Annotated in this window: 15 protein-coding genes and 1 pseudogene; 13 read left to right on the forward strand and 3 right to left on the reverse strand. The window is 41.3% G+C overall.

Translation table 11 applies throughout. From position 1 onward, the window contains the following. Positions 1 to 482, reverse strand: a pseudogene (locus CARFE_RS13955) (Mu transposase C-terminal domain-containing protein); the annotation flags it as partial. Between CARFE_RS13955 and CARFE_RS13960 the strand changes: the two are divergent. From CARFE_RS13960 to CARFE_RS15445, 7 genes are all read left to right on the forward strand, one after another. Further along, positions 447 to 1406, forward strand: coding sequence for an IS1182 family transposase (locus CARFE_RS13960; RefSeq protein WP_281170175.1), 960 nt, complete (start codon positions 447 to 449; stop codon positions 1404 to 1406). The pseudogene CARFE_RS13955 and the gene CARFE_RS13960 overlap by 36 nt on opposite strands. A gap of 159 nt (positions 1407 to 1565) precedes the next feature. Continuing rightward, positions 1566 to 2162 (forward strand): hypothetical protein, encoded by a 597-nt coding sequence (locus CARFE_RS0102235; protein WP_028051575.1) that lies wholly within the window; start codon positions 1566 to 1568, stop codon positions 2160 to 2162. A gap of 283 nt (positions 2163 to 2445) precedes the next feature. Next, a complete protein-coding gene (locus CARFE_RS16660; protein WP_281170174.1) occupies positions 2446 to 2577 on the forward strand; it encodes a hypothetical protein in 132 nt (43 codons plus the stop codon). 264 nt (positions 2578 to 2841) lie between these two features. Beyond that, complete coding sequence (locus CARFE_RS0102245; protein ID WP_028051576.1) at positions 2842 to 3333, forward strand: HD domain-containing protein; 492 nt, start codon at positions 2842 to 2844, stop codon at positions 3331 to 3333. A 106-nt stretch (positions 3334 to 3439) separates the two neighbouring features. Next, a complete protein-coding gene (locus CARFE_RS15440; protein ID WP_051250110.1) occupies positions 3440 to 4855 on the forward strand; it encodes a S1C family serine protease in 1416 nt (471 codons plus the stop codon). Positions 4856 to 5232: 377 nt separating this feature from the next. Then, positions 5233 to 6474 carry a methyl-accepting chemotaxis protein gene (locus CARFE_RS0102255; RefSeq protein WP_028051577.1) on the forward strand — a complete coding sequence of 414 codons (1242 nt, stop codon included), beginning with the start codon at positions 5233 to 5235 and terminating at the stop codon, positions 6472 to 6474. 98 nt (positions 6475 to 6572) lie between these two features. Next, positions 6573 to 8093 (forward strand): HD-GYP domain-containing protein, encoded by a 1521-nt coding sequence (locus tag CARFE_RS15445; RefSeq protein ID WP_051250111.1) that lies wholly within the window; start codon positions 6573 to 6575, stop codon positions 8091 to 8093. A 55-nt stretch (positions 8094 to 8148) separates the two neighbouring features. Here the strand turns inward: CARFE_RS15445 and CARFE_RS0102265 are convergent, their stop codons facing one another. Both CARFE_RS0102265 and CARFE_RS0102270 read right to left on the reverse strand, forming a co-directional pair. Then, positions 8149 to 8469: a coiled-coil domain-containing protein gene (locus CARFE_RS0102265; protein ID WP_028051578.1), complete on the reverse strand. Its 321-nt coding sequence runs from the start codon at positions 8467 to 8469 to the stop codon at positions 8149 to 8151. A 116-nt stretch (positions 8470 to 8585) separates the two neighbouring features. Next, the gene (locus tag CARFE_RS0102270; RefSeq protein ID WP_028051579.1) at positions 8586 to 12233 is read right to left on the reverse strand and encodes a 5'-nucleotidase C-terminal domain-containing protein; all 3648 of its coding nucleotides are present in this window, start codon (positions 12231 to 12233) and stop codon (positions 8586 to 8588) included. A 231-nt stretch (positions 12234 to 12464) separates the two neighbouring features. Between CARFE_RS0102270 and CARFE_RS0102275 the strand changes: the two genes are divergently transcribed. Genes CARFE_RS0102275 through CARFE_RS0102300 form a run of 6 tightly spaced genes read left to right on the forward strand, consistent with a single transcriptional unit; the run spans position 12465 to position 18442 of the window. After that, the gene (locus CARFE_RS0102275) at positions 12465 to 13670 is read left to right on the forward strand and encodes an ROK family transcriptional regulator (RefSeq protein WP_028051580.1); all 1206 of its coding nucleotides are present in this window, start codon (positions 12465 to 12467) and stop codon (positions 13668 to 13670) included. Next, on the forward strand, positions 13654 to 14922 hold the full coding sequence (locus CARFE_RS0102280) for an ABC transporter substrate-binding protein (RefSeq protein WP_028051581.1): 1269 nt from the start codon (positions 13654 to 13656) through the stop codon (positions 14920 to 14922). Before CARFE_RS0102275 ends, CARFE_RS0102280 begins: the two co-directional genes overlap by 17 nt. Before the next feature lie 12 nt (positions 14923 to 14934). Further along, positions 14935 to 15816, forward strand: coding sequence for a carbohydrate ABC transporter permease (locus CARFE_RS0102285; protein WP_028051582.1), 882 nt, complete (start codon positions 14935 to 14937; stop codon positions 15814 to 15816). A gap of 12 nt (positions 15817 to 15828) precedes the next feature. Then, positions 15829 to 16695 carry a carbohydrate ABC transporter permease gene (locus CARFE_RS0102290; RefSeq protein WP_051250112.1) on the forward strand — a complete coding sequence of 289 codons (867 nt, stop codon included), beginning with the start codon at positions 15829 to 15831 and terminating at the stop codon, positions 16693 to 16695. Between the two features lie 9 nt (positions 16696 to 16704). After that, entirely contained in the window at positions 16705 to 17763 is a 1059-nt protein-coding gene (locus CARFE_RS0102295) for an ABC transporter ATP-binding protein (protein WP_034541460.1), read from the forward strand. Beyond that, positions 17753 to 18442 (forward strand): 6-phosphogluconolactonase, encoded by a 690-nt coding sequence (locus CARFE_RS0102300; protein ID WP_028051585.1) that lies wholly within the window; start codon positions 17753 to 17755, stop codon positions 18440 to 18442. Before CARFE_RS0102295 ends, CARFE_RS0102300 begins: the two co-directional genes overlap by 11 nt. Positions 18443 to 18532 lie beyond the last annotated feature (90 nt).

Here is an 18532-nt window from a genome sequence, read left to right on the forward strand (position 1 = left end):
TTAGCATTATCAGCGAAATTAACCGGTACAGCTTTATCTACTGCTACGCCATTTTCATAAACATAAACCACATCTTCATCAAAACGGACTTCAATTTTCTGGCCAATAAACCGGGGTGGTACTTCATACAGCTTATTATTAACGGAAATAGTGCCATCATGTTTCACCTTACGCATTTCCCTTTTCAAAAATAGCGGGTCGAGGGAAGCGGGGTCATCAATCATCCGTACCTGACTTACCTGAGATAAATAAACATCTAAAGGAGTCATACCCAGAGAGGCATGGACTTTTCGGTGGTAATCTTCCTCTAACCACTGCCAGAAGCGGCGGTTTAGCTCCTCTAAAGAAGATGCCGGTTTTTCTTTCAGCAAAGGGAAAAATCGGGTCTTAACCGTACCAAAGAACCGTTCTATTTTTCCCTTACTGGGAGCATCATAAGGCTGGGTATTGGTCAGGATAATACCAAGACTGGCACAAGCAATAACGACAACAAACAAGATAGTAATGTTAATATTAACAATAATCAGGAAAAAGAAGAATTAAAAGAAAATACTAGAAATACTCAAGAAATAATAGTAAGCACAACAGATCCCGAAAGTGGATTGTTTGTAAAAGGAGAAAAAGAACGCTGTTTTGCCTATTCTGTATCTGTAGCTTGTACTAAAAATGCTTTTGTTCTTGATTTAGAAGTAGCCCCTGGCAATGTTCACGATACTCAAGTATTTCCTGATTTGTTTAAAAGGGTTAAAAAAAGACATCCTGGAATAGAAGCGGTTGTGCTTGATGCCGGGTACATAAGTCCCGCTGTATGTAGAGAAATAATTAAAGCAGGTGCACTGCCTGTTATGCCTTATAAACGACCAATGACTAAAAAAGGCTACTTTAAAAAACGCGATTATGTTTATGATGAATATTATGATTGTTATCTTTGCCCCAACAACCAAGTTTTAAAATACAGTACTACCAACCGGGAAGGATACCGAGAGTATAAAAGTGACCCGAAAATATGTCGTGAATGTCCTGTACGCTCAAAGTGTACCCAAAGCAATAATTATACAAAAGTAGTTACCAGACATGTGTGGGAACATTACTTGGAAATAGCGGAAGATATAAGGCATACTTATTGGGGAAAAGAATTATACAAAAAGCGTGGAGAAACCATCGAAAGGGTTTTTGCAGATGCCAAAGAAAAGCACGGAATGCGTTATACTCATTTGCGAGGCTTGAGGAAAGTTAAGCATTACCTCACGCTTCTTTTCGCATGCATGAATTTAAAAAAGTTAGCCACCTGGAAGAAAAAACAAGGTACACTGCCACCAGCAGTGCCTGCTTTTTCTTCGTTTTTATCTAAAATTCATAAAATCTTTACCTTTAATAAAACACCGCTTCCAAGCCTTGCAGCTTAAAAGCGGTGTTTGTCTACAAGCTGAGCAGGCGGAAAATCCCGCCTGCTTTCATTATGCTGCAGAGAAAGGAAGGTGAGAGGTTTGCGAAAAATAGGGGCAATCACCCTTTTTCTTTTCATTGCGCAAGACGAAAAATGGTAGCTAAGGGGAGATAACAACATGATTTCTGCTTTTATAGAAAGTTTTATCAGGATGTTTAATTGGGGTATTATCACTAAAATGTATGGCAATTCTCATAGTTCCATTATTGGTTTTTTGTCAAGTGAATGGATTAAAAAGTCCCCGGATCATTCTGTGTTGGATGGAGCCCCCTCTCCCTTAGTCGGCAAGGGAAGAAAAGGGCAAAAAAATGCAGATATTCTATTATGTAAAGGTGATAAACCTTTTATAGTAGTTGAGGTTGAAACATTAGTAACTAAATATTTCGAAAAGATAGATTCAATTGCAGCCTACATGGAAAATACAAAAGATTATAATGGGATTAGTTTTGGTCTGATAGTTATGCTCAATTATACAAATGGTGCAGACAAATATAAGCATAATTGGCAAAATGCAAAAGAGTACGCCATGGTTAAAGATATCCCCATTGCCTTTGTTTCTATTGAAAAGAGGAAGGCAGAGTTAGGGAATACTGTTTTAGACCAATTAAAGCGTAGGAATGAGTATTACCCGTGGGAAACCAGCAGCATTGATTATTGGATTTGGGGAAGTGATCGAAAGGTAGTTTCAGGAATTTTGTGGACAAACAAGCGTTAATTTGAGTTAAATTTGCCGAGATGTTTTTACTGAACCAAAAGCAGTTTTAATGATTTTAGTAAAAACTGGAAGTAAAATTAAAAGAAAGGAAGCGCCCCGGCGGCAAAGCTGGGGTTTTTTGTGCGACTGTGGCCAAGCGAAAGGTACATATTGTAAAAAATTAACATTAACTATATAATAGTATTACACAGACCGGAAATATCTACGGATGATGATGTAATCAGAGTATCCATTTTTGACGATCTTATCGTTGATTTAAAACCTGTGTTTGCGTATTAAGTGGATGCGCCAAAATGTTAAAGTTCCGGTTAACCTTTTAATTTATAGTAATGAGGAATTTTTAAAGCGTTCGCAACTTAAATCAACCTTAGAGTATAAACTTGCCTTGGGAGGTATTGCGATTGGTAAAGATTAAAAAATGAGATTAAAACGGAGGCTGTTGGCAAAAGGTCAACAGCCTTTAAATTTTTGCCTTTTGAAGGGTTAAAAAGTATTATTGTTTAGGTAATAGCGCAAATAGTTAGCAGCGGATAAAAAGGAAAAGCAGTTTTGTCTGTACAATAGCGGCGGATAAGGTTATTATTAAAATATAGAGTCGGAGGGCAGGTATGTAAATGCCAACTCCAATGGCGTAATTTTTACTGTTTGGATGACCGAGATTAAGTGGGAAGAAAAAATTATGTACAAGGAAAAGTATATTGAAGCGATGAAGAACTATTTTGGAGATGATACAAGGCGTATTAACCACGCCCTAAAAGTACTTAATTATGCGGAAAGAATAATGGAAGGGGAAAATATTAAAGGTGATTTAAAGAAAATCATTACTATAACTGCTATTCTTCACGATATAGGTATTATTGTTGCCGAACAGAAATACAATTCTTCTGCCGGTAAATACCAGGAAATAGAAGGGCCGCCAATTGCCAGGGAAATAATGGCTAAATATAACGAAGACAAAAGCATTATTGAAAGGGTTTGCTATATCATAGGGGGCCATCATACCGCAGAAAAAAATGATGGACTTGATTTTCAGATCATCTGGGAAGCTGACCTTCTGGTAAACATCGAGGAAGAGGGATTGGATAAAAATAAAGAAAATGTGAAAAAGATAATCGAAAAAAATTTTAAGACTAACACCGGCAGGAACATTACCGTTAAAACTTATCTTTAAATTTGAAAAAAGCCCCTGGTCTTTTTTGTTTAAAAGGTGCAGGAATTTTTCTAACTTTAGAGAATGATAAAGATAAAAATGCATCTTAAAGAAAGAGAGGGTAACAATGAAATTCCGAGGAAAATTTATCGTTGTTTTTTTATTAAGTCTGGTTCTTTTTAATTATCGTCCAGTTTTGGCTAAAACAGTAAATTATCCGCCCCAAATACTAACTATTTCCGCCAGCAAAACGGTAGTGACCTCGGGAGAAAGCATCACCTTGTCTGCCAAAGCCTATGATAAAAATAAGGATAAAATTTATTATGAATGGACGGTAAATGGTAGCAGCTCTGATAAAGGCAGGTTCAGCAGTACCAGGGCGGCAAAAGTTACCTGGACAGCCCCTAAAGTTACCGGTGATACATATTTCACAATTAAGCTAAAAGTTTATGATAGCAAAAAAGCTGCAGCTTACAAATCCATAAAGATTCAGGTTAAGCCTAAAACTTTAACCCAGCTTTTTAAAGAATTAAAAGATAGTACTGTTTTGATCACTACCGGTTCAGGCCTGGGTAGCGGCTTTATTATTTCTTCCGACGGACGGATTTTAACCTGCTATCATGTTATTAAAGGAGAAAAACAAGCTTTTGTTACTTTAGCCAATGGAACAAAATACGAAGTTGTCAGTTTAGAAAGATATGATCCGGAAAATGACTGGGCCATAATTAAAATCAATGCCCGAAATTTAAAACCGGTGGCGTTAACCACCAAACTTCCCGAGGTGGGGGAACAAGTTTTTACCATTGGTAATCCCCAGGGTTTAAGCTGGAGTATGGCAAGCGGCATAGTTAGCAGCAATAATCGGGAAATAGACGGCAAATCTTACCTGCAAATCACTGCTCCGGTTAACCCGGGCAATAGCGGCGGGCCACTTTTCAATATGAAGGGCGAAGTAATAGGCATAATCAACATGAAGCTCAATGGAAGCGAAGGGCTGAATTTTGCTATTCCCTATAATACGGTTTTGCAGAATATGAATACCGCTTTTGTGGTCAATGCTCCGTTAGCGGAAGTCTTTAGTGATGAAACTTTTCAGGCAGGGATTGATGAACTGGTCAAAACTTTAAATGAAGGGAATTACGATTATTTAAATCCTTTAATAATTGGTTCAACAAATTTTGGCAGGGTTACGTATGAAAATGGCACCTGGGTAGATGAGAATACTGGCGCTGTTCATTACGGAATTGACGTTGTTGTTAATTACCAGCAATTTTTAAAAATTTATCTAAATCATCAGGTAAATGCAGATTTTAATAATGATTGGAGCATTTTGGCCCGAACATTAACCGAAAAGTTTTCTAATTATTTGGGGATCCCAGCTTTTTATGTTTGGTTCAGGGTGTATGAGGACCTTGATCAAATGCCTACCGAAAATTTGGTACCGGCAAAATATATAACTCCCAATAATGGCAAGTATACCGTTGACTGGTATTTTTACGAGGCGGTAAGCAGTTTTAACGATTTTAGTGAAAAATGGTATTGAGATTAATAACCAGTAAAATTCCCCAGCTTAAAAAGGCTGGGGTTTTCTAATTTTTTTAGGCAAGGTGATTGCTGAATTATTTTTCCTTGCGCCAATTCTTCATTTCTCTTGAAAATTCCTTTATTTCCGTTCGCAGTGCTTCTAAGCCATCAGTCGTTTGAATGACCAGCCGTGTTAATTTCTCCAGCATTTCCAACATAACTTACGTTACTAATTTTTTAATTAAAACGAAAATTTTAAAAAGTATTGCAGGAGAAGTTTAATTCTTGTCGAAAAATTTTAAGTAGAAAAGTATTTTTTTTCAATTTTTTTGTGAAAATATTCCTTTATTTTGCTAATTTAATAGAATATTTTAAGACTTAAAGGAGGTACAAAAGTTGACGCGGATTACAACCATCCGTGATATCTACCTGTCTTTAAAGACAAAATATTTTATTGCCTTTGGCAGTATCTTTGCCATTATCTTCGTGGGCATAGCTTTCGGGTATGTTATCTTTTTTGAACTGGTAAATGCCGTTAACCAGTTTGGTACCCACGGAAACCTTGCAATTTTACAAGGTGCGGCCAAAAAAGCAACCCACAACGTACTTCTGCTTATGGTTGCCATGTTTATTCCGATGCTGGGAGCTTTGATCTTTTTTAGCCGGCAAATTATCAAGGATTTGTTTGAGCCTATTAAACGGCTAACCAAATACTGTGATGTAATCAGTTCAGGGGATTTAACCGCTGACGCATTTCAAAGGAAAGCTATGTTCGGCAGGGATGAACTGGACGATTTAGTTAAGGCTTACAACACCATGATTGGCAGAAATAAAAGCATATTATCGTTAATGCAGCAGGAAACCCAGAAACTTAATAGCAGTATGGAAGGCATACTGGGGGCGGTGGAACAAATCAACACCGGAGTAATCCGGGAAGCGGAACTGGTTAACAACGTAACCAGCATTGCCGAACAGTTGAAAGAAACCGCAGAGAATCTGGCGGTATTAATCAATCAGGCGGTTAAAGAAACAGGCTATATTCAGAAAAAATCCGAAGAGGGGCGGCAAACCAGCGAGGAAACCGTTAAGAGGATCGAAGAACTCATAACCAAGGTAAACAGAGCGGCTCAAACCAGCAACGCTTTAATGGAAGTGGCCGAATTCATTACCGAAATAGCCGAGCAAACCAACCTGCTATCGCTAAACGCTGCCATTGAAGCGGCGAGAGCCGGAGAAGCCGGCAGGGGGTTTGCGGTGGTGGCGCAGGAAGTCAAGAAACTGGCCGACAGTACAAGAAACAAGGCAAATGAGATAAAGGAGGAACTTTTAAACATACACCGGCAGTTGCAGGAGGTCGGTAAAGACGCCAGCAAGGCCGGGGAAGTGGTCAGACAAACCGCCGAAAACTACCGGGAATTTTCGGAAAAAGCCAAAGAATTAAGGCATGGAGCGGAAATAATCAGTGAGAGAACCGGGCAAATGCAAAATATGGCTACCCATTTAGCGAACACAGCGGTGGAAACGTCTTCATTCGTTGAGGAAACCACCGCTATGGTGGAAGAAGTGGGAGCGAATATAACGGAATTGGGCAGGGTAGTAGAGGAACTTAATCAGGAAATAGGGAAATATAAGCTATAGAATGAGGGGAAAATTTTATTTTTGAAAATAGTTCTTATTGGCAGGAAGAGATAAAAAAGTGTCGAAATAACATTTAAACGACGGTTTAGGTGAAAATCATGGAAAAGGAAATTCTTTATCAACTGGCGGTACCGGTTTTTTCTGAGCTTTTAAAGGATGAAAATTTTGAAAAACAGGTGTTGCTGGGCTTTGAACAAAAACTTAAAGCTACTGTCGGGGAATTTTCTCTTAATTTAGAGGAAACTTTAAAAAAATTAGTTATTTTTTTAAAAGGCATTAAAGAGCAAAATAATCTTAAAGCTTTACAGGAGATTATTAGTATACATATCCAGAGGAATGCGAATATATTTATATTTTTAAACGAACTGGACCTTTTTTCTGAAGCCATAATTGAATTTGTTTTTTCTAATTATTCCCGGGAAAAAGTAAATAAAATTTTGCCAGCGGTTTTTTATTTAAAACGGTTGATTGAGGAGTTAATTTATGAACCGGCAGAAAAGGAACCCAAAGAAATTATCAATGCCGAATTGTTAACCAATTCCCAGGAGGTAATTCAGGAAAGCCTAAAAGAAATTTACCGCTGGCTTGAGCCGCAGTTTGTAGCTTTAGTAGTTCCCAACAGCCTGGGGGTTTTTAAAGTAATTGCGGGCGTTGGGGAAAAAATTGAAGAGTTTGCCCGTCTGCCGCTGCGCAAAACCCCCTATTCTTTTGCTGGAAGATTACCTATCCCCACCTGTTACCGGGAAGAGAAGATAAGAATCTTGCCCTTTAAAGACCCAGGCATCCTGGGGCCGTTTGTGGAGATCTGGAACAAATGCGGTATAGAGAGTGCGGTTTTGTATCCGGTGATATTTAGTAGCTATAAAATAGGGGTTCTGGTGATAACTTTTCCGACTTCCTTAAAATTTCCCGAGGATTTTTATTACCGTGCAGCTAAATTTGCGGAAAATTTAGCGAAAAAAATTATCGCGGCGTATAAAAAAAATCAGGAAACGGAATTTTACTGTTTGCTAAAAAGTGCGCAGGAAAAGTCGCTTAAAGTGGTGGTTAGTTTATTGGAGAAAAAAGACCATTATACCGCTTATCATTCCCAGTTGGTTACCAGGTATGCGGTTTACCTGGGAGAAAAACTGGGGATAGATAGCGAGGGTATTGATTATTTACGAACCGGGGGAATATTTCACGATATAGGTAAAGTTGGTATTCGCGATATGATATTATTAAAACCCGGTAGCTTAACCGGGGAAGAATGGCTGGTAATGCGCTTGCACCCGGAGTACGGGTACCAGGTAGTGAAGGAGATGGATGTGGCGATGGAGGTGCGGGAAATTGTCCGTTACCACCATGAGCGCTACGATGGCAAAGGATATCCTCATGGCTTAAAAGGGGAGGAGATTCCTTTTTTAGCCAGGATCTGTTCGGTGGCGGATAGCCTGGAGGCAATTACATCCGACCGGATTTACCGGAAAGGGCGGGATTTTTCCTTTGCTTTAGAAGAAATAAGGAGAAATAGTAAGACCCAGTTTGACCCGGAAGTAGTTGCGGTCTTAAAAAGTGGAGTAGAAAAAGAACTTGCCGAAATTAAAGAACAAACTTTACGTGAAATTGGCGAAACCTAAGAAGTCTTTAGTTAAAACCCCCTTGGTCTGGAGTGTTTACCAAGGGGTTTGCTTTTTACTTATATTTTGCCCATTTCAGGGCAAAAAGCTGTTCTTCGTGATTGATTAGCTTAAACATGGCAAATTCAAGTTTTTCGGTATGGTCCTGAACGGTAGCCTTGATATCCGCAATATCTTTTTCCATGGTAGTGATTTTCTTTTTTATTTCGTTGACCTCATTTTTTAGTTCATTTACTTCACTTCGCAGTTCGTTGACATCGCTTCTTAGTTCTTTTAAAGCTTCGTTGTTGCGGCCGACCATAGGAATTAGCTCCGCTAACATCGATGAAATTTGATTTACCTGGGTTTTAATTTCTTGAAGAAGGGCCTCGGACATATTATCAACGCTCCTTTTAGGCTTTGTAATAATACTACCATATTTTTAGGAAAAGTTAAATTAGTAAAAACGCCTCTAGTCGTTGCTCTGACCAGAGGCGTTTGTGCTTAAAACGCTTAACTTACAAGTTTTTCCCAGATGTAGCCGGTTTTGTTGCCGTATTTTACTTTATAGCGGTTGCCGGAAAATCCGATAACTTCCAAAGTGGTACCATAACGGACGGCCCCTAAGATTTTTCCATTGGAAGCTTTGTCCCGGATATAGGCACCGGATTTGGAGGTTACTTTTACTTTTTTATAAACAACGATTTTCTCGGGCTGGGTGGTTACCAGGACATCTTTAGCATTGATGTAGCCAAAGATGGAGCCCACTTTTACTTTGTACCAGGAACCATCTTTAATTACAATTTGATACTTGCTGCCGCCGCTAACTACCGCTACGGTAGGGGCAGAGGCAGAAGGATTGGCTTTAACGTATGCTCTTAAGTTTATTACCACCGCGTACTGGGGTGCCGGTGCTGGGTTAGGGGTCGGTTTAATTTCGACATCTTTTTCCTGTTCTACCGGTGTGGTAGAAATTCGCCAGTTGTTATCGACTTTTGGAGCGATCGTGCCTTTTTCCTGGATATAGCGAATGATTAGACTTCTTACTTGTCCTTCATCGCCCATTTCCTTGGCTGAGTCAAAGTAAACTATACTGGGGTCGGTGTTACTGATACCGGCAGCTGCCATGAAACCACCGCCGCCATTGAAACGGTAGTTGTTGATGGCGACTTTAAAGACATCGGTATCTTTGACGAGCTTGCCGTTAACTTTAAGATTTTTAATTCTTTGTCCCACCGGAGCGGTAAGGTCGATGGTATAAGTTGCTCCATGGAGCATATCTAAATTGTAGTCCGGGATATTGTAGACCGGGTCTTTGACTACCGGATCGGTAGGACTTGTTACTTGTTTATAATAACGGGCCGACCATTCCAGCCAGTCTTTTAACTGCTTGCCGGTCATCTTGATGCCGTAGAGGAAGTTTTCATAGATATAGAGCGACATAATATCTTGAATGGTGATGTCCCCTTTGTAAATTTTGGCGGTAGTGCTTAGCGGTGCAGCGATGGAAAGATCGGCTTTAGCATAATACCGCTGGACTTCATTGACTAAGTCCATTAAAGCTGTATCCTGGGTAGTGATGCCGGTAGCCAAGAAGTCGCCGGCAGCAGTACCAATCTTGGTGCCGGTGTAGGCTAATACCTTATCCTGATAGGGTTGCATTACGGCTAAAAGTCCCTGGTCGGCAGGGTAGTTGGCATCCATCTTTACAGTTTTGGACGTGGTCCCGGCAAATTTATAGTTGCCGCTGCTATCTTTAACAAAAATAAGGTCAATATGGGAAACATAGCGACCCCAGCGGTCGGGCTGGGTAACAATTACCCTGTTACCCGAGGGGCTGGTGTAAATATTCATGCCGATATTCCGGTGGGTGTGGCCGGCGACAATGGCGTTGATGCCATCGACATTGGTAGCCAGAGCTTTAACCTGGTTTTCCGGGATGACATCGGTAGCCGATTCTTCCCCGGAGTGGAAGGTGACGATAATGTAATCGACCCCCTGGGCTTTCATCCTGGGTATCCAGTATTTGGCGGTTTCAACCGGGTCCTTAAATTCCAGGCCTTTATAGTTAGCCGGGTTTTCCCAGCTGGGGATCGTCTTGGTGGTAAGGCCAAGAATACCGACTTTTACTGTGCCAAAGGGGGTGGTAACCTGTTTAATGATATAGGGGCGGACATAAGTCCGTCCATCTTTGGCCCAGACGATATTGGCCGATAAGACTGCGATTCCTTCATTGGTAGCATCCAAAATAATGCGGTTTAAGGTGTTTAACCCGAAGTTAAACTCGTGGTTGCCCAGGGTCCAGGCATCATAGCCCATATAGCCCATGGCTTTCATCATGGGATATTCCGATTCGGTATCGATCATATTGAAATAGTAGTTTAAGGGTGTTCCCTGAATGGTATCGCCGTTGTCCACCAAAATTACCGGATTCTGGGCCCGCACTTGTTTGACATAAGTATAAACTTTAGCTAATCCCTGGTCGTAAGGTATATTTTGGTAGTAATCCAGCGGGAAAATATTTCCGTGCAAATCCGAGGTAGCTAAAATGGAAATTTTATAAATATCGGTTGCTGGTTTAATCCGATTGTCGATCTGTGAGGTAATGGTACCTTTACTCCGGATGTCCTCGATAAAAGCATCCCGGACCAGGATAAAGGTATCTTCGGCGGAAACAGCTTCCTTAAAGGCGGTGAAGTTATCGCCGCCGGTAGCCATAAAGTTGTTGGTAGCGACGGTGTAAACAGCATTATCGTCAAGGGGTGTGCCGTCTTCCAGAGTAACCTTGGTGACCCGGCTCATGCTGGGAAGAGTGGGCAGGTATTCAAATTTAAGTCCGGCTACCTGAATGCCTTTGCCTCCGTCCATGACCGCTTGTTCCAGAACTTTTTTAATGGTGGAACCTTTCATTTGGAGCTTATAGATAGTGTTGTCAAAGGGCATTAAAGTAAAGATATCCCCCACGGTAATGTTGCCTGCTTTTAAGTCTGTTCTAAGCCCGCCGTTGTTGGCAAAGCCAATCTGGGCGCCTACTTTTTTCCGGGTAACGTCGGCGGCCCAGTTACCCAAAAGCGAGTCGCCGTAGGGGCTGGCACTCTGGGTACGGGTCAGGTCAAGAGCTGCTCTACCGATTACCTCGGAAAACATGGGGCCAACTTCTGCCTTGGCGGCTTCAACAATAGCATCTACCTCCGGGTCTATTACCGGTGTCTGGGTGTTGTAATCGTTGACAATACTTACAAAACTTACGGTGCTGTCGACTATTTTATTATTTTCATCTAATGTAAGGGTTACCCGGGCAAAGCCTTTACCGTTGTTCTGGGCTACAGCTACCGGGATGCCGTTTACTTTGCCGGCGATAATGGTATGGGTATGGCCACCAAAGATTACATCGGCGCCGTTAATGTTTTTGGCAAGGTTAATAAGCTCATTATCGGGGATATCGGTTTTGGTAAGGGTGGAGTCAAACGCCCCCATGTGGGCTAAGATCACTACGATATTAGCACCGGCGGCTTTGACCTCGGGAATTAAGGCGTTGGCGGTGGTAACTGGATCTAAGATTTTAAAGGGTGCTATGTAAGCGGGCATGATGACGTTGGGAAAATCGGTAGAGACAAGACCGATGACCCCGATCTTAATGCCGTTTTTGTCAATGATGGTATAAGGCTTGAAAAAGGGAGGCCGCGTATTATCAGCTTTGTAAACGATATTAGCGGCTAAAAGCGGGAATTTTGCTCCTTTAATGGTGTTGGTGTTGTAATCAATTACCGCGTCTAACCCCCAGTCAAATTCGTGGTTGCCCAGGGTCATTGCGTCAAAACCGACGTTGTTCATAAACTCAACTACCGGTTTACCCCTGAGGACATTGGAAATGGGGGTTCCCTGAAACATATCACCGCCGGAGAGAATGACGGTGTTGGGGTTTGAGGCTTTAATGTCTTTTAGCTTTTTAGCTAAGACTGCAGCGATTTTCTGCTCTAAAGGCTGGCCGTTTAAAGTTGTGTCATACTTTAAATAACCGTGGAAGTCGGTGACCTCCAGTAAATCTACCGTTTTCGGCGTGCTGGCAAAGGTAGCGGCTAATCCTGGATTTACAAAACTAAAGATTAGAGCCAGGACCAGGACTGTCGCCAGAAAACGGAGCTTCTGTAATTTTAACATGAAAACCCTCCTTTTTAAGATTTAAGAATATTGTATAAAATTAATAGCTTAATTGTAAGGTAAATTCTTATCATTGTCAATTTATTAAGCTTTGGCCAACCACTTATTGTCAAGCAATCCCTTACTTTCACTTAAAAAAGTCCAAATATTAAAGCAGGAAATTAAAAAAATTTGTCGAAATATTTCATCCATAACTTAGTTAGTTAAATTAATTAAGTAAGGGGTAGTACTTTGTATCGGGATATCAAAGGCAACAGTAAAATGATAAAAAAGCTGAATACTACCCGGGTGTTCTGGGCTATTTATCGGGCCGGGGAGATTTCCCGGGTAGAGCTGGCCGAAGTTACTGGCCTTACCAAGCCAACAATATCTTTTGTGGTGGAAAGGCTCTTAAATCACGGATTAATTATCCAGACTGGTTATGGCCAGTCAACTGGTGGCCGGAAGCCAGAAAAACTCAGGATAAACCCCGCCGGAGCTTATTTCATTGGAGTAAAAATTGGTAATAAGGGAATTACCGGGATAGTTACCAACCTTCTTGGTGAGATTATCCAGGAAGAAAGAATATTCTGGGAGGGGGAAACCCGGGAAACAGCTTTAAAAAAGATAGAAAAAGTAATAGAAAAACTCTTGAAAAAGGTTCCTAAACCTACCGGAATTGGCTTTGCGTTACCGGGACAGGTTGATTATGAAAAAGGAGTATCCTTATCGGCCCACAATTTGCCTTTCTGGCGGGAAGTTCCTTTGAAAGAGGTAATTACAGCAAGATTTGGGCTGCCGGTAATAATTGAACATGATGCCCGGGCTATGGCGATTGCCGAGAAGTGGTTTGGGGAAGGACAGAATTTACGCAATTTCCTTTATATTAAAATCGGCCAGGGCATTGGAGCTGGCATAATGTTAATGGGCAAACCCTATAAAGGGTTTAAAGGGCGTGCGGGAGAGATAGGCCACATGAAGGTAACGGATGACAGAAGCGTGGTCTGTACCTGTGGTCAGACAGGCTGTCTGGAAGCAGCAGTCGCAGGAAAAGCTCTACCACGTTTAGTGGATTTGTTTGACTCTGCTCTGCCCAAAGACTTTAATGTATTGCTTTTAAAGGCTACCAATGGTGAGGAAAAGTGCGTAAGCTTTTTTAAATGGTGGGGCGAGTTATTGGGGCGGGGAATTGCCAATCTGGTCAATATTTTTAATCCGGAGAAGATTTTTTTAGGAGGGGAGGTGACCAGGGCCTGGGAATTCTTAGAAGAGGGGTTTTGGCAGGGACTCAAGGAAAATAGCCTTATTGCTTTACAGGAAGGCCTCGAAATTAAATTAAGTAAAATTCACGAAAAAGCTGAAGCTCTGGGCGCGTGTGCGGCTTTTCTGGAAGAAATGCAGGATTTTCAAAAATTTTCCTTACTGAAAGGAGAGGAAAACAATGAGAAGGAAGCTTAAAGTATTAAGTTTGTTAGTGATTGGGATTTTATTTTTAACTCTGGGTCTTAGCGGCTGTGGCAAAAAAGAAGCAGGGCCGGTGACCTTAAATGCCCTTTATATGAAGCAAGCTGGTTATAGTGAAGATGATATCCGGCAGATGACTGAAGCTTTTATGAAGGAAAATCCTAATATTAAAGTAAATTTAACCTTTGTGCCGTATGAAGCGCTGCATGATAAAATTGTTACCAGTGCGGCAGCTGGCACCGGTGGTTTTGATGTGGCTTTAGTAGACTGTATCTGGACACCGGAACTGGCCCAGGCCGGGTTTATTAAGGATATTACCGGGAAAATTGATCAGAATTTATTGAATGATATTTTCCCCGGCGTTTTAAGTGCGGTAGAGTATAACGGAAAACTTTACGGGATGCCCTGGTTAAACGACACCAAGTATCTTTTCTACAATAAAGAGATTTTAGAAAAGGCCGGGATTAAAAACCCGCCGGCTACGTGGGATGAACTTCTGGCCGATGCCAGGATTATTAAAAATAAAGGACTGGTAAAATACCCCATTATCTGGAGCTGGGCGCAGGCAGAAGCTGTGGTTTGTGACTATACTACCCTGGTTGGTGCCTTTGGCGGAGAGATTATCGATAAAAATGGTAATCCGGTATTGAATCAGGGTGCTGGTTTAGAGGCTTTAAAATTCATGAAAAAGTCTTTAGATGAAGGGCTTTCTAATCCTGCTTCCAGAGAATCTTTAGAAGAAGATGTCCGCCGGATTTTCTCCCAGGGTGAAGCAGCTTTTGCTATTAACTGGACTTACATGTATAATTTAGCCAATGACCCCAAGGAATCCAAAGTGGCCGGTAAAGTGGAAATAGCTTTAATGCCCGGATCGGACAAAGCAAAAAGTGCTTCCGTAAATGGTGGTATGGGTTTGGCGATTCTGAAAAATACCAAGCATGAGGAAGAAGCTTTAAAATATTTACTTTTTATGGCCAATAAAGATAATCAGAAGAAATATGCTAAATTAGCTTTACCTATTTATAAGTCCCTTTATAACGATCCTGAAGTAAAGAAGGGGCAGGAAAAATTGGTGGAAATAGCTCAGAAACAGTACCAGTATATTGTAAACCGGCCTCAGGTTTCCTGGTATCCAGAGCTTTCGCAAGCTTTACAGGTTGAAATTCAAAACGCTCTTTTAGGGAAAAAGACTCCGGAACAGGCTTTAAATGATGTTGCGGCCAAGGTAAAGCAATTAAAGAAATAGCGGGGGAAAGAGATGAGTTATTTTAGCCGGACGGAGAAAAAATTACAGGTGTTTTTGCTTATTCCTGTAGCGGTGGTGGTTCTGGGGGTAGTAATCTACCCCCTCCTTTATACTTTATGGCTGAGTTTTAACAACGTCGATTTAACCCATCCTCTGGAAAATGGTTTTGTAGGGGTAAAAAATTACTTCTACCTATTAAAACAGGATTATTTCTGGGGTGCCCTGGGCCGAACACTTTATTTTACAGTGGTTTCGCTGTTAATTGAAATTACTGCCGGAATTCTTCTGGCGCTTCTTTTAAATGCTGATTTTGCTGGAAGAAATATTTTGCGAGTGCTGATAATTCTGCCCTGGGCGTTACCGACAATAGTTAACGGGGCACTCTGGCGCTGGATATTTAATCCCGAATACGGAGCTTTAAATGCTCTTCTGGTAAAGTTAGGCATTATTAATACCTACCAGTCGTGGCTGGGTAAGCCTTTTTTAGCCTTAAATATGGTTATTTTAGCCGATGCTTGGAAAATGACGCCGCTGGTAGCGATTTTGCTTCTGGCAGCGTTGCAGGCTATCCCCCGGGATTTGTACGAAGCCTGTGAGGTGGATGGAGCAAACAAATGGACGATTTTTCGGGAAGTAATTCTTCCTTACTTGAAACCAACCCTGCTGGTAGTAATTGTTTTACGAACTATGGAAGCGTTTAAGGTTTTTGATATTATCTACATCATGACCCGGGGAGGTCCTGCTAACGGCACGCAGGTAATTACCTATTACGCTTACCAGGAAGCTTTTAGCTTTTTACACTTAAGTAAAGGGGCAGCTTTAAGTTACCTTATTTCACTGATTATTTTAGCTCTGGCCATTATCTACAGCCGGTTAATTAAAAATGAGCTTTAACGGAGGAAGCTTATGGTGGTACGGAAAAAATCAGAGAAAATTGCTGCGGCATTAGTGCAGTGGGGCGGATTTTTGCTGGTAACAATGATTATTTTAGCACCTTTTGCCTGGCTATTTATTTCCAGTGTAGCCAGCCAGGCCGACTTGCTTTCTAAACCTTTGAAGTTCTGGCCGGAACATATCGACTTTTCCCGCTATGTCCGGGTGTTTTCGGGAAATACTGCCGATGAAACTGCTTATACTTTTTACCGGGCTATGTTTAACTCCTTTAAAGTTGCACTGGTGGTGACCGTAATTTCTTTAGTTGCCGGGACAATGGCGGCTTATGCTTTTACCCGGATGCAGGGAAAGTTTAAAGATAAACTTTTATATTTGTTTATTTATACCTATATGCTGCCGCCAATAGCGATTATCATCCCGATGTTTTTAATTATGAGTAAGCTTGGGCTTCTGGATACAATTTACAGCTTGATAATTGTTTATTCATCTTTTATCACCCCGTTTGTGGTGTGGCTAATGCGGGGATTTCTTGCCACCCTGCCGGTGGAATTAGAAGAAGCGGCAATGGTGGATGGCCTTTCCCGTTTGCAAGCTTTTATTAAAGTAATCTTGCCTTTAGCAGTACCAGGGCTTGTGGCTACAGGTATTTTTGCTTTTTTAATGGCCTGGGATGAGTTTATGTATGCTCTTATTTTTACTTCTTCGCTGGACGCCAAAACAATTTCCGTGGCGATTGCGGAATTTAGCGGTAAAAATGCTGTGGATTATGGCATGATTGCCACGGGTGGGGTACTGGCAGCTTTGCCGCCGGTGCTTTTAGCGCTAATTTTTCAGAAATATATTATCAGTGGACTTACAAGTGGTAGTGTGAAAGGTTAGGTGGAAAAGATGTATTTGCGCCTGGAAAATGTGAAAAAAAGCTTTAAAAATAAAGAAGTAGTAAAAAATTTAAATTTAGAAGTGGCAAAAGGAGAGTTTTTGGTACTGGTTGGGCCTTCCGGCTGCGGCAAAACTACCACTTTGCGGATGATTGCTGGCTTAGAAGAAGTATCTTCCGGGAAAATTTATTTGGATGGGCGAGAAATTACCGACCTTCCACCAAAAGACCGGGATGTAGCGATGGTTTTTCAGAGCTACGCTTTATATCCCCATAAAAATGTTTTTGAAAATATTGCTTTTGGGCTTAGAATCAGAAAGCTTCCAGAAAGAGAAATCCGTGCTAAGGTAGAAAAAACAGCGGCAATGCTGGGGTTAAGTGATTTGCTGGACCGCAAACCCAGAGAATTGTCCGGAGGGCAGCGGCAAAGGGTTGCTTTAGGGCGAGCTATTGTCCGGGAACCCAAGCTATTTTTAATGGACGAACCGCTGTCCAATCTTGATGCCAAACTACGGGTCCAGATGCGGGCGGAGATTAAGAAGCTTCAGCAGGATTTAGGGATTACCGTTATTTACGTTACCCATGACCAGGTTGAAGCTATGACCATGGGGGATAGAATCGCGGTTTTCTACGAAGGAGAATTAAGGCAGGTTGACCGACCGGAAGAAATTTACCAGAAACCGGTAGATACGTTTGTGGCAACTTTTATTGGCTCGCCTTCAATGAATCTTTTGCCGGGAGTCTGGGATAATGAACGCAAAATATTTAGAGGAGAAGGCTTTGAAGTACAGTTAAATTTAAATCTTTTATCAGGAGAGTATATTCTGGGAATACGGCCGAACCAGATAAAGCTTGGGCCAGATTTGCCACTTAAGGCTTTTGTTGCTTTTAGCGAATACCTGGGTTCAGAGCACTACCACCATGTGTTGCTTGGGCAACAGCGGCTTACGGTGGTAACAACGGAGTCGGGATATACCGGACAGGAAATTAAATTAGCTTTTCCGGAAAAGGCAGTGCATTTTTTTGCTAAGGATACTGGTAGAAGGGTTGAGGTGTCCTATGGAAGTTAAAGTGTTTGCCGACAGGGAAGAACTTTTTAATAAATTGAGCCAGGAGTTTGTTTCCTATTTAAGGGAAAATAAGGACAAACTTATAGTGCTTCCTACCGGTCGTACCCCTTTACCTCTCTATGAAAAGTTATGCCTTTTGCTTGCGGATAGAGAATACCGCAATCAGAATTATTACATTAATCTTGATGAATTTGGTGGTATTAAGCCGGATGATGAGGCAAGTTGCCAGTATTATTTAAGAAAAAACTTTTATGAACCCCTGGCAATTTCGGATGAGAGAATTCTTGTTTTAACCGGCTTTGTCGAAGATATTCCAGCGGTGGAAAAGAAAATTAGGAATATTCCGCGAGGGTTTTGCCTTCTGGGTCTGGGGGTTAATGGCCATGTAGGCATGAATGAACCAGGGACGGTGCCGCGGGAAGGAATAATTAAAGCTGAGCTTTTGCAGGAAACAAGGCTTTTAGCAGATTTCTTTTTTAAAGGAAGAGACGTACCGGAGTATGGGATTACCTTAGGCTTAAAAGAAATTGCCAGGTTTGAAAAAATAGTTATGGTAGCGACAGGAAAAAGTAAGAAGGAAGCGGTGAAAAAGCTTTTAGCAGGGGAAGCAAATCAACCGGCAAATTTTCTCAAAAACTTAGAAAATTTCTCTCTTTGGGTGGATAAAGAAGCGTTTTAAGCTGTAGTTTTTTCTACAGCTTTTTTCCTTGAGAGAGGGTCTTTTTGCAGAAAATTGTCAAAAAGATTATAATATACTTAGGATAATAGA

This window comes from Carboxydothermus ferrireducens DSM 11255 (assembly GCF_000427565.1).
Classification (GTDB): domain Bacteria; phylum Bacillota; class Z-2901; order Carboxydothermales; family Carboxydothermaceae; genus Carboxydothermus; species Carboxydothermus hydrogenoformans.